Raw genomic sequence first — 12,937 nt, 5'->3', positions numbered from 1 at the left:
AGCTTCTTTGCGAGAATAATAAAAAATCCCGAGTTAAAGCTCGGGATTTTTCTTTTTGTGGTGGCATCACCAAGCTGTGGGAATTATTCGCCCCATTGCGCCTCAAACCAGCTTTCTAAGATCACCACCGCTGATTGGCAGTCGACATTGCCTTTTGACAGCGCTTTGTAGCCACCCATCGCAAACAGATCGGCACGGGCTTCTCGGGTAGAAAGACGCTCATCATGCATCTCTACCGTTACCCCAAATCGGCCTTGTAGCCGTTGGCCGAATTTTTTCGCACGTGGGGTTATGGTTTCAAGATCTTTGCCGTGTAGGTCTGTTGGCAGGCCAACCACGACTAAGTTTGGTTGCCACTCTTTGATCTGCTTTTCAATGTCATCCCAATTAGGAATACCATCGTTGGCTTTAAATGCTTTCAGTGGTGAAGCGGTGCCGGTAATTTCCTGACCAATGGCGCTACCAATGCTTTTGGTGCCATAGTCAAAAGCCATAATTGTTCTATTCGACATAGTGATTGATTCTTTGTTCTTAAAGCTATGCGTGGCCCATGTCGCTAGAGAGCTGCGCAACGTCAATGCCGAGCATTTGTACTGCGGTTTGCCAGCGCTCTGTGACCGGAGTTTCAAAGATAACTGTGGGATCGGCTTCAATGGTGAGCCATGAGTTTTCGGCTAATTCCACTTCTAACTGCCCTGCTTCCCAACCTGAATACCCTAACGCAACCAAGTAGTGGTTCGGTTCGGCCTCAGTTCCAAGCACGCTCAAAATATCTTTTGAGGTCGTGACTGAGATCTTGTCGGTCATTTGGATGCTGGATTCGTATTCATCTTTAGGCTGATGCAAAATAAATCCGCGGTCTTCTGATACTGGACCGCCATTAAGTACGGGCATTTCGAGTTTCTTGCTTTTCAGTTGTGGATGAACCGACTGTACTTTGACTTGTTCTAGCATCTTGCCAACGGTGACTTCGATTGGCGCGTTAATCATGAGCCCCATTGCACCATCTTGGTTGTGCTCACACACATAGATAACACTGCGCTTAAAATAGGGATCTTTCATCCCTGGCATAGCGACTAAAAAGTGGTTGGTTAAATTCATAAGTAATCCAGCCTTATCGTTACCCAAATGCTTGTGCAAGCAAGATGAGGGCCGAAGCCCTCATCATCTGGGGTCTTTATTTTCCTAGACGGCGCTCAATGGCATCCATCAGTTTGCCGGTAATCGAGATATCGAATGCAGCTTCGATTTCACGAATACAGGTAGGGCTTGTTACGTTGATTTCAGTAAGCTTGTCGCCAATAACATCGAGGCCAACGAAGATCAGGCCTTTTTCTTTAAGTGTAGGCGCTACTGCTAGTGCGATCTGCTTATCTGTCTCGCTTAGTGGTTGTGCGACGCCAGTGCCACCAGCGGCAAGGTTACCGCGGGTTTCCCCTTTTGCTGGGATGCGCGCTAGGCAGTAAGGCATTGGCTCACCATCGACCACAAGGATACGCTTGTCACCGTTGCTGATATCAGGCACAAAAGTTTGCGCCATCGCGTAGTTTTGGCCGTGATTGGTCAATGTTTCAATGATCACTGAAACGTTTGGATCGTTTTCTTTTACGCGGAAAATCGATGCGCCGCCCATGCCATCAAGTGGTTTTAGGATCACATCACCATGCTCTTCACGGAAAGCTTTAATTTTTTCCGCTTTACGCGTCACGATAGTCGTTGGAGTCAGTTCTGGGAACCAAGCCGTGAATAGCTTTTCGTTACAGTCACGCAGGCTTTGTGGTTTATTAACGATCAGTGCGCCTTCCACTTCTGCGCGCTCTAGAATGTAGGTCGCGTAGATATACTCGGTATCAAAAGGGGGATCTTTACGCATCAGTACCGCATCAAGATCAGCCAGTTTGATGCTCTGTTCTGATTTGAATTCATACCAACCATTCGGATCTTCTTTCAGCTCTACCACCTTGGTGTCGGCGATCGCAACACCTTGGTCCAAATGCAAATCTTGCATTTCCATGTAGTGAATTTCATAGCCGCGACGTTGTGCTTCTAGCATCATGGCAAAGCTAGAGTCTTTTTTGATATTGATGAATGAAATAGGGTCCATCACGATGCCAAGTTTAATCATGCTTTTCTCCGGTTAACCAAGGTCGCCAAAACGAACTTGTAGGGCTGTAATTGCGGTTAACGCCGCGGTTTCGGTACGTAATACACGTGGACCGAGAAGCGTCTCTTCAAATTGGTATTGTTCCGTCATTGCGATTTCATCGCTTGAAAGACCACCTTCTGGGCCAATCAATAATCGCACTTTTTCTACCGGTGCAGGCAGCGTGTTGATTGAATATTTCGCGCGAGGGTGCAGATTGAGTTTCAAGCCGTCGTACTCTTCGGCACACCAATCTTCCAGTTTCATGATTGGACGAATTTCAGGTACGGTATTTCGGCCACACTGCTCGCAGGCGCTAATCGCGATTTTCTGCCACTGTTCCATTTTTTTCTCAAAACGCTTTTGGTCGAGTTTGACGCCACAACGTTCAGAAATAAGTGGTGTAATGGTATTCACGCCAAGTTCTACCGATTTTTGGATGGTGAACTCCATTTTGTCGCCACGTGAGACCACTTGCCCAAGATGAAGATCTAAAGGAGATTCGCTGCTGCGTTCAATGCGCTCGGTCAGTTCCACTTCAACAGATTTTTTTGATACGGCAGAAATGACACCTGGGAATTCGGCACCACAGCCATCGAATAAAAGCACCTCTTGGCCTTCTTTCATACGCAATACACGGCCGATGTGGCCTGCCGCATCTTCGCTTAATGCAATCACACCCAATTGGTGGATGGTGTCTGGATGATAAATTCGAGGAATTCGCATGGTGTCTCTGTTCCGACTGTAATAGAAGTTATAGAGACTAACATGGATGCGTTAGGCAGAAAAAACAAGGGTTAGTCCTGCCTAACAAGGTGGTTTTTACGCTGTAAAATTTATCGTACTTTGCAAGCATCGAGGACAAATGGATTATGATTGCCCTGTACTTTGGCAATGTGCTTATCGCGCTCACATTCCCATTTCTCTGCTGGGTATTGCTTATTCCACGCCAGCATTAAATTACGTTGTTGCTTGGAGAGGGCAAATCCGTACTCTTGGCTCATGTATAAGTAGGTGCGAGCAATCGAACCGCGTGCTCTATCGGGCGGCATGACTTTGCGTTGCTTAAAGTTCACCTGCATTTCACAACGGCCATAAGAGACACCATCTACGCCATTCCACTGGCTAAAGTTGAAGTTGGAACGGTCACCGTTGACCTCACCAATTGCCGGAGTTAGGTTATGTAAGTCTGCTTCCATCTGGCGAAATTGTGGGTATTTTTTCTTCGAGCATTCTTTACGCCCCCCTTTTTGCCAACATTGCATCTGGTGACCAAATTGCCAGGCGGGTACGACGTGCTCCCACTCGATACGAGTCGCGCGCACTTTTTGTGTTTGTTTGCGGATCTTATAGCCGCAGCCTTCTAGATCAGGTACCCCTTTTTTGCCTTGCCAATTAATATCACAGCCACAGTAGAAGCTGGTGGCGTAATCAAGGTCGCGTTCTAGATCTTTATAGATGCTGACGGCTTCGCGTTTGGCGGCAGAGAATGAACTTGGGGGAGCTGCTACAACATTACCAGCGATAAATGCCAGCAATAAACAGGTGATTTTGCGCATGAAAAAGTCTTATAAAGGAATGTCTTTTCTCATGATATCACTCAATTTATCAGTCTATAGATGATAAGTTTGTAAATTGAAGTTTGTCGGAGGTAGGTTAGCTGAGTTGTTTGCCAGTGAAGCTGAGCAGTTGGTTGCATTGCTGACAGCGGTAACTCATTTGCCCGCGCAGAACCTTGTTATGACGGCGAATGGTTAACGGGTAATCGCGGCACCCACAACGATATTGAAAGGTTTTTCCTTGTACGGAATTAATGGCAAAAGAATGGGTCGTTCGTGCAGGGATCGCAAAGACAGTTTCCATTACCTTTTTCCATTCAGAACCGTGTGGTCGCACGCGGCCATAGACTTGATACGTAATCAAATGCGCCACTTCGTGAGGGATGACTTCGTCGAAGAATGCCGTTTGATTCTCGACAAATAGAACTGGATTGATGCGGATCTGATTGAGTTGCAAATAGGCTTTTCCTGCCGCTTTGCCACGCAACTGATAGCTTAGCTCAGGCTGCGCAAAAGGGCGCTTAAAGGCCTGTTCGGCAAGTTGAATGCAATCAGCCACTTTGCGTATCGCTCGGTAATTGAGTTCTTTATCCACGCTAGATCCATACTCTCATTATAAAAATAGCCCAGCGCAATGGCTGGGCTATTTGCATCATATAGCGAAGCATTCAATCTGTTAAGGGTGATGTTTCTTCTTAATCACTTCATGGTAAGCGTGCCAAGTACCATAGCCGAGGATCGGCATGGTAAACAGCATACCAATACCGTAGGTGGCAAAACCAATCAAGATGCCACCGCAAATGATTGCCGCCCAAACTACCATCGCTGGGATGTTGTTTTTCACCGCATTAAAGCTGGTAAATACCGCGGTCATCATGTCAACGCGGCGCTCCATCATTAATGGAATAGAAAACGCAGAAAGGCTGAATACGACGCATGCGAGTACAAAACCAACGATTGATCCAATGACCAAGAAGGGCAAAAATTCAGTCAATGGCGCGCCTTGCACCGATGGATAAAGAGCGTGTAACAATGCAGCAATGCGCATCCAGAAGATCATGCAAACAGCAAGCAGCACCGCAAATGCCCATTGGGAACTCGAGTTGCGGCTGATCGCTTTGATGGAGTGGAACAAACTAGCATTGCGACCGCGTTCTCTTGCCCAACTTGCGTCATAGAGTCCCAGCGCTAAAAAGGGGCCGATGAGCATATAGACGACAAGGCTCGGCATGACAACTAAATGAGTGCCTTGCCATTGCACCAGTAGCACAATGCCGATGGCGGCGGCCATAAAACATAGGCCATAGAAAGCGCTAATGATGGGCATTTTAACTAAGTCATGCAGCCCGAGCGCCAGCCAATGAAAAGGCGCGCTAATACTGACCTGGTTACACGGTATGGTTCGAGCGTATTCATGGTTGGGGACTTCCTTTCGCTCATTCTTAAAGTCCGATTGATTCACGGTACGAGGCATAGCTCCTCCTTGATGGTATCCCACAGTAACCACTTCTTGTTGTGGTTGATTCAATGGCAGCCTAACCGGCGGGACATCAAACTCGCTCTAGCCGACATCATGGTTTGAAAATCAGTGTGTTGACGATCAATTTCGGTGTTAGATGTGCATTTATGATATTTAACATTATTTTAACTATTGGCAACAATGGTCGAATTTACAAATTATTTGCTGATTGAGCGATGGATTAATTTAGCGGCGAGTCAGTAGAGGGCATTCAGTTGGTATCTTGATAAAAAAAGCCCTCGCAGTTGCGAGGGCTTGAAGAATCGTAGCGTTAAGTGATTACTTAATGCCGGCGAAATCGCGCAGAATAGCGGCTTTATCTGTTGCTTCCCATGGGAACTCTTCACGACCAAAGTGGCCGTAAGCTGCCGTCTGCTTATAGATAGGCTGAAGTAGGTTCAACATCTCTTGTAGGCCGTATGGGCGTAGGTCGAAGTGTTGACGAACGGCTTCGATGATGATGTCGTGAGATACTTTTTCCGTACCAAACGTTTCTACCATGATAGAAGTCGGATCCGCGACGCCGATTGCGTAAGACAATTGGATTTCACAACGATCAGCCATACCAGCAGCAACGATGTTTTTCGCTACGTAACGTGCCGCGTATGCTGCTGAACGGTCAACTTTTGATGGATCTTTACCTGAGAATGCACCGCCACCGTGACGAGCTGCGCCGCCGTAGGTATCAACGATGATCTTACGACCCGTTAGACCACAGTCACCCATTGGGCCACCGATAACAAAACGACCGGTTGGGTTAATAAAGAATTTAGTTTCTTTATTTAGCCATTCAGCAGGTAGTACCGGCTTAATGATCTCTTCCATTACCGCTTCACGTAGATCTGGTGTCGTCACAGAATCACAATGTTGGGTAGAAAGAACCACAGCATCAATACCAACAATTTTGCCTTGATCGTACTGGAAAGTAACTTGTGATTTCGCATCTGGACGAAGGAAATCCAATTTGCCGCTCTTACGTACTTCCGCTTGTTTCTTAACAAGCAGGTGTGAGTAAGTGATTGGCGCTGGCATTAAAATGTCAGTTTCGTTGGTTGCATAACCAAACATGATGCCTTGGTCACCAGCACCTTGCTCTTTAGGATCGGCTTTATCAACACCTTGGTTGATGTCAGGCGATTGCTTACCGATGGTGTTGAGAACAGCACAAGAGTTCGCATCAAAGCCCATATCTGAGTGGACGTAGCCGATTTCACGGACGGTCTCACGAGTGATTTCTTCGATATCTACCCATGCTGAAGTTGTCACTTCACCACCAACCATGACCATGCCGGTTTTTACGTAGGTTTCACACGCAACACGTGCTTTCGGGTCTTGTTCTAAAATCGCATCAAGAACTGCATCAGAAATTTGGTCTGCAATTTTATCTGGATGGCCTTCTGAAACTGACTCAGAGGTAAATAGGTGCTTAGCCATGTGAACTCCATGTTTGTTCGTAGAGACAGATAATCGATATCTGTATCAAAAATAGTCTTCAGCTATGTAGGTGTTTCTACATCTAGACGTCTATTTTATGTTGGTATGTTCGAATTACAAGCTCTTTTTGTATTAAATCAGAAACCAATCGTTTGCTTTTTAAAACGTTAAATGAAAGAACTTTAGTCAAAGCGCGGGTAAAATCCGAATATTTGTGGTTTTTTTGTCGGGAAAACGTTTGCAGTGCCCTAGGGGCTCTGAGAGAATACTGCCCATAATTACCCTATATCAACTCGCTTACTTGCACTTAGGAGCAGACATGTCTTCTCGTAAACACCTAGCAAATGCAATCCGCGCACTTAGCATGGATGGCGTTCAACAAGCTAACTCAGGCCACCCTGGCGCACCAATGGGTATGGCTGATATCGCTGAAGTTCTTTGGCGCTCTCACCTAAACCACAACCCAACCAACCCTGAGTGGGCTGATCGTGACCGTTTTATTCTTTCTAACGGCCACGGTTCAATGCTGATTTACTCTCTACTACACCTAAGTGGTTACGAGCTGTCTATTGATGACCTTAAGAACTTCCGTCAACTGCACTCTAAAACGCCAGGTCACCCTGAATACGGTTACGCACCGGGTATTGAAACCACCACTGGTCCTCTAGGTCAAGGCATCACCAACGCAGTTGGTATGGCGATGGCTGAAAAGTCTTTGGCTGCTCAGTTCAATAAAGAAGGCCATGACATCGTTGATCACCACACTTATGTGTTTATGGGTGATGGCTGTTTGATGGAAGGCATCTCGCACGAAGCATGTTCGCTAGCGGGTACGCTAGGCCTAGGTAAATTGATCGCATTTTGGGATGACAACGGCATTTCAATCGATGGACACGTGGAAGGTTGGTTCTCTGACGATACGCCTAAGCGTTTTGAAGCCTACGGTTGGCATGTTATTCCTGCGGTTGATGGCCACGATGCTGACGCCATCAATGCTGCAATTGAAGCGGCAAAAGCAGATCCTCGCCCGACGCTAATCTGTACTAAAACTATCATCGGTTTTGGTTCACCAAACAAATCAGGCTCTCATGACTGTCACGGCGCGCCACTTGGTGCTGAAGAAATCGCCGCGGCGCGTGAGTTCCTTGGTTGGAACCACCCTGCATTTGAAATCCCAGCAGACGTATACTCTGAGTGGGATGCAAAAGCAGCAGGCGCAGACAAAGAAGCGGCTTGGGATGCAAAATTCGCAGCTTACGCAGCGGCTTACCCAGCAGAAGCGGCTGAATTTAAACGTCGTGTAAACGGTGAACTGCCAGCACAATGGGAAGAGAAGACTCAGCAAATCATCGCTGATCTACAAGCAAACCCTGCCAACATCGCATCACGTAAAGCATCACAAAACGCACTAGAAGCGTTTGGTGCAATGCTACCAGAATTTATGGGTGGTTCGGCTGACTTAGCACCTTCAAACTTGACCATGTGGTCGGGTTCTAAATCGCTAACGGCGGATGATTTTGCCGGTAACTATATCCACTACGGTGTGCGTGAATTCGGTATGACGGCGATCATGAACGGTATCGCTCTGCACGGTGGTTTTGTTCCTTACGGCGCAACCTTCCTAATGTTCATGGAATACGCGCGTAACGCAATGCGTATGGCTGCTCTGATGAAAGTTCAGAACATCCAAGTGTACACCCATGACTCTATTGGTCTGGGCGAAGATGGCCCAACTCACCAACCGGTTGAGCAAATTGCTTCTCTACGCCTAACACCAAACATGAGCACATGGCGTCCATGTGACCAAGTTGAATCAGCGGTAGCATGGAAACTGGCGATTGAACGTAAAGATGGCCCATCAGCGCTTATCTTCTCACGTCAAAACCTAGCACAACAACCTCGTGATGCAGAGCAAGTGGCGAACATCGCTCGCGGCGGCTACATCCTAAAAGATTGCGCAGGTAAGCCTGAGCTAATCCTTATCTCAACGGGCTCTGAAGTTGAGTTAGCGGTAAAAGCGGCAGAAGAGCTAACGGCGCAAGGTAAAGCAGTACGTATCGTATCAATGCCAGCAACCGACGCGTTTGATAAGCAAGATGCGGCTTACCGTGAATCAGTATTGCCATCAGATGTGACAGCTCGTATCGCGATTGAAGCCGGTATTGCTGACTTCTGGTACAAGTACGTAGGCTTTGATGGTCGTATTATCGGTATGACGACATTTGGTGAGTCTGCACCAGCGGAGCAACTGTTTGAAATGTTCGGCTTCACCGTGGAAAACGTGGTGAATACTGCGCAAGAATTACTGGCTTAATTGCCGCTTGCTAGCTAAATAAAAATAGCGTCTTAAACACAAAAACCGAGCGATTGAGCTCGGTTTTTTTATATCGGTATTTTTTATCAGTAGCAGAATGATGAGCTATTCGTGCTCGTGGCCTTTATTGTCGAGCTCTTTTAAGCCACAAACTTTGCAGGTGACATATCGATCCATATCGTGATAGTTGCCGCCATTGATAAAGGTGTGCGCAAATAATTTGATTCGTCCTAAAAGGCTAGGATCTGAATCGTATTTGCTTGGCTTACGTACTAATACTTCACTGTATGGCGTTTCATTATTGCATGCTTTACAAAAGTGAGTATCGCTTGATGATGACATCTCCAGCTCCTTTGGCTTCAATATGATGAAGATAACTTGGTTAATAAATGCACAAACAAGCAGTTGATTCAATGGTTATAAAATGGGTCACTGGATCATTACATTGTTGTTTAGGCTCGGGTCACTCTTTTACTGCGCTTTACTGGTAGATCGGTTAGTATCTGTGGCACTAAATAGGATGCTGCATTAAAAAACGATAGGCGATGGAATTATGCTGAAAGTTGCGATCAATGGATTTGGACGGATCGGTCGTAATGTGTTGCGAGCTGTGTATGAAAGCGGCAAGCACCAACAGATCAAAGTCGTCGCGGTGAATGAGTTAGCCCAGCCTGAAGCAATGGCACATTTACTTCAATACGACACTAGTCATGGCCGATTTGCCAAAAAAATTAGCCACGATCAAGAACACCTCTACATACACCACGAAGCGGGTGAGCACGATACGATTCGAATTTTGCATCTTAGTGAAATAGATCTGCTGCCCTGGCGCGATCTGGATGTGGATATCGTGCTTGATTGCACGGGGGTCTATGGTTGCCGTGCAGATGGCCTTGCGCATATCGAAGCGGGCGCCAACAAAGTGCTTTTCTCTCACCCTGGGGCTAATGATCTTGATAACACCATTATCTATGGCGTGAATCATCATACCCTGACCCCTGAACATACTATCGTCTCTAATGGCTCTTGTACCACTAACTGCATCGTGCCCATCATTCAGGTTTTAGATGACGCATTTGGCATTGATTCTGGCACCATTACCACTATTCATTCTTCGATGAACGATCAGCAAGTGATTGATGCTTACCATACTGACTTGCGCCGAACCCGCGCAGCCAGTCAGTCGATCATTCCTGTCGATACCAAATTGCACAAAGGGATTGAAAGAATATTCCCGAAATTTTCTAACAAGTTTGAAGCGATTTCGGTGCGTGTGCCGACGGTTAACGTTACCGCGATGGATTTAAGTGTCACAATTAGTACGAATGTGAAAGTTAATGACGTAAATCAAACCATTGTTAATGCATCTCAGTGTACATTACGTCATATTGTTGACTATACTGAAGCGCCGCTCGTATCGGTGGACTTCAATCACGATCCACACAGTGCCATTGTTGATGGCAGCCAGACGCGAGTTAGCGATGGTCATTTAGTCAAAATGCTGGTGTGGTGTGATAATGAATGGGGCTTTGCAAACCGTATGCTGGATACCGCATTAGCGATGCAAGCTGCGCAGTAAGCTTCCAATGATTACGGATAAATAATTTATTTCTTCCCTTGAAATAAATCGGAGCGAGCTCCATATCCATAATCAGTTAAAGAATTCACAGGCTTGGCAAGGCTGCCGAGTAGTTAAAACTTTATTAATTTAATATTTGAGAGGACAAATCATGTCTGTAATCAAGATGACTGACCTGGATCTAGCAGGTAAACGCGTATTCATCCGTGCTGACCTAAACGTACCAGTAAAAGACGGTAAAGTAACTTCAGATGCACGTATTCTTGCATCGCTACCAACTATCAAACTTTGCCTAGAAGCTGGCGCGAAAGTTATGGTTACTTCTCACCTAGGTCGTCCTACTGAAGGCGAATATGCAGAAGAGTTCTCTCTAGCTCCTGTAGTTAACTACCTAAACGACGCACTAGATTGTGACGTTAAACTAGCGAAAGACTACCTAAACGGTCTAGAACTAAACGCTGGTGAGCTTGTTGTTCTTGAAAACGTTCGCTTTAACAAAGGCGAGAAGAAAAACGAAGAAGAACTATCTAAAGCATACGCAGCACTTTGTGATGTATTCGTAATGGATGCATTCGGTACTGCTCACCGTGCTCAAGCTTCTACTCACGGCGTAGGTATGCACGCTGATATCGCTTGTGCTGGTCCTCTTCTTGCTGCTGAACTAGAAGCTCTAGGCAAAGCAATGAGCAACCCAGAGCGTCCACTAGTAGCAATCGTTGGTGGTTCTAAAGTTTCTACTAAACTGACTGTTCTTGAGTCGCTATCTAAAATCGCTGACCAACTTGTTGTTGGCGGTGGTATTGCGAACACATTCATTGCTGCTGAAGGCCACAACGTAGGTAAGTCTCTATACGAAGCTGACCTAGTTGAAACCGCTAAGAAGCTAATGAAAGAGTGTGCGATTCCAGTAGCAACTGACGTTGCTTGTGCAAAAGCATTTGATGAAAACGCTGAAGCTGAAATCAAGAACGTTGCTGACGTTCAAGATGACGACATGATCTTCGACCTAGGTCCAGATTCAACAGCTGTTCTAGCAGACATCATTGCTAACGCAAAAACTATCCTTTGGAACGGCCCAGTAGGTGTATTCGAGTTCAAGAACTTCGAAGCAGGCACTAAAGGTATTTCTGAAGCAATCGCTAAGTCTGCAGGTTTCTCTGTAGCGGGCGGTGGTGACACACTAGCAGCTATCGATAAGTTCGGTATCAAAGCTGATGTTTCTTACATCTCTACTGGCGGTGGTGCATTCCTTGAGTTCGTTGAAGGTAAAGTACTTCCAGCAGTTGAAATGCTAGAGTCACGCGCTAAATAATTCGAAGAAAGCGGGAGAGAAATTTTCCGCTTTCTTGTTTGCTGCAAGTCACATTATTCTCTGATAGAATAGCGCGCGTTGTGAGCAAACGATTGCAAAATTTAAATTAATAATTAGTTTTAGTTTTTAAAACGACAGATAAATAGGACTACAACCCATGTCTAAGATCTTCGATTTCGTAAAACCAGGCGTTATTTCTGGCGATGATGTACAAAAAGTATTTGAAGTAGCAAAAGCAAACAAATTTGCTCTTCCTGCAGTTAACGTTGTTAACACTGATTCAATCAACGGTGTTCTAGAAGCGGCTTCTAAAGTTAAAGCTCCTGTTGTTGTTCAGTTCTCTAACGGCGGTGCTGGTTTCTTCGCTGGTAAAGGCGTGAAACTTGAAGGTCAAGGTGCACAAATCCTTGGCGCTGTAGCGGGTGCAAAATACGTACACGCAGTTGCTGAATCTTACGGCGTTCCAGTAATCCTTCACACTGACCATGCTGCTAAGAAATTGCTTCCATGGATCGACGGTCTACTAGACGCTGGTGAAGAGTTCTTCGCTCAAACTGGTAAGCCACTATTCTCTTCTCACATGATCGACCTTTCTGAAGAGTCGCTAGAAGAGAACATCGAAATCTCTGGTCAATACCTAGCTCGCATGGCGAAAATGGGCATGACTCTAGAAATCGAACTAGGTTGTACTGGTGGTGAAGAAGATGGCGTTGATAACTCTCACATGGACGCATCTGAGCTTTACACTTCTCCAGAAGACGTTGCTTACGCATACGAGAAACTAAACGCTATCAGCCCACGTTTCACTATCGCAGCATCTTTCGGTAACGTACACGGTGTTTACCAAGCAGGTAACGTTGTACTAACTCCAACTATCCTACGTAACTCTCAAGCATATTGTGCAGAGAAGTTCGGTATTGCACCTAACGCTCTAAACTTCGTATTCCACGGTGGTTCAGGTTCTTCTGAAGCTGAAATCCAAGAGTCTATCGGCTACGGTGTTATCAAAATGAACATCGATACTGATACACAGTGGGCAACTTGGGATGGTATCCGTCTGTACTCTGCTGAGAACTT

13 protein-coding genes are annotated in these 12,937 nt (G+C 46.0%); 4 read left to right on the top strand and 9 right to left on the bottom strand.

The features are described from left to right. Positions 1–83 precede the first annotated feature (83 nt). The 8 genes from ruvX to metK all read right to left on the bottom strand — a co-directional run bounded on the left by ruvX (position 84) and on the right by metK (position 6,655). A complete protein-coding gene (gene ruvX, locus RH85_RS15445; RefSeq protein ID WP_006713632.1) occupies positions 84–512 on the bottom strand; it encodes a Holliday junction resolvase RuvX in 429 nt (142 codons plus the stop codon). 25 nt (positions 513–537) lie between these two features. Continuing rightward, complete coding sequence (locus tag RH85_RS15440; RefSeq protein ID WP_006713631.1) at positions 538–1,101, bottom strand: YqgE/AlgH family protein; 564 nt, start codon at positions 1,099–1,101, stop codon at positions 538–540. 76 nt (positions 1,102–1,177) lie between these two features. Further along, the gene (gene gshB, locus RH85_RS15435) at positions 1,178–2,125 is read right to left on the bottom strand and encodes a glutathione synthase (RefSeq protein ID WP_006713630.1); all 948 of its coding nucleotides are present in this window, start codon (positions 2,123–2,125) and stop codon (positions 1,178–1,180) included. Positions 2,126–2,137: 12 nt separating this feature from the next. Next, positions 2,138–2,869: a 16S rRNA (uracil(1498)-N(3))-methyltransferase gene (gene rsmE, locus RH85_RS15430; RefSeq protein ID WP_006713629.1), complete on the bottom strand. Its 732-nt coding sequence runs from the start codon at positions 2,867–2,869 to the stop codon at positions 2,138–2,140. Between the two features lie 110 nt (positions 2,870–2,979). Next, positions 2,980–3,702 (bottom strand): endonuclease, encoded by a 723-nt coding sequence (locus RH85_RS15425; protein ID WP_006713628.1) that lies wholly within the window; start codon positions 3,700–3,702, stop codon positions 2,980–2,982. Between the two features lie 97 nt (positions 3,703–3,799). Then, a complete protein-coding gene (locus RH85_RS15420) occupies positions 3,800–4,297 on the bottom strand; it encodes a SprT family zinc-dependent metalloprotease (RefSeq protein ID WP_006713627.1) in 498 nt (165 codons plus the stop codon). A gap of 81 nt (positions 4,298–4,378) precedes the next feature. Next, positions 4,379–5,176, bottom strand: coding sequence for a DUF2189 domain-containing protein (locus RH85_RS15415; RefSeq protein ID WP_006713626.1), 798 nt, complete (start codon positions 5,174–5,176; stop codon positions 4,379–4,381). Positions 5,177–5,500: 324 nt separating this feature from the next. Next, positions 5,501–6,655: a methionine adenosyltransferase gene (gene metK / locus RH85_RS15410; protein WP_005593492.1), complete on the bottom strand. Its 1,155-nt coding sequence runs from the start codon at positions 6,653–6,655 to the stop codon at positions 5,501–5,503. Positions 6,656–6,974: 319 nt separating this feature from the next. On the opposite strand from metK, the gene tkt reads away from it, so the two are divergent. Then, complete coding sequence (tkt, locus tag RH85_RS15405) at positions 6,975–8,969, top strand: transketolase (RefSeq protein ID WP_006713625.1); 1,995 nt, start codon at positions 6,975–6,977, stop codon at positions 8,967–8,969. A 105-nt stretch (positions 8,970–9,074) separates the two neighbouring features. Here the strand turns inward: tkt and RH85_RS15400 are convergent, their stop codons facing one another. Further along, a complete protein-coding gene (locus RH85_RS15400) occupies positions 9,075–9,311 on the bottom strand; it encodes a hypothetical protein (RefSeq protein WP_006713624.1) in 237 nt (78 codons plus the stop codon). Positions 9,312–9,522: 211 nt separating this feature from the next. On the opposite strand from RH85_RS15400, the gene epd reads away from it, so the two are divergent. The 3 genes from epd to fbaA form a co-directional block, all read left to right on the top strand. Next, a complete protein-coding gene (gene epd / locus RH85_RS15395; protein WP_006713623.1) occupies positions 9,523–10,548 on the top strand; it encodes an erythrose-4-phosphate dehydrogenase in 1,026 nt (341 codons plus the stop codon). Between the two features lie 151 nt (positions 10,549–10,699). Beyond that, complete coding sequence (locus RH85_RS15390; RefSeq protein WP_006713622.1) at positions 10,700–11,860, top strand: phosphoglycerate kinase; 1,161 nt, start codon at positions 10,700–10,702, stop codon at positions 11,858–11,860. Between the two features lie 157 nt (positions 11,861–12,017). Next, the coding region (gene fbaA / locus RH85_RS15385; protein WP_006713621.1) for a class II fructose-bisphosphate aldolase at positions 12,018–12,937 on the top strand (920 nt) is incomplete at its 3' end.

It is taken from the genome of Vibrio ichthyoenteri ATCC 700023, from assembly GCF_000222605.1.
Lineage (GTDB): Bacteria > Pseudomonadota > Gammaproteobacteria > Enterobacterales > Vibrionaceae > Vibrio > Vibrio ichthyoenteri.
This window is presented reverse-complemented; position numbering and strand designations above follow the sequence as displayed.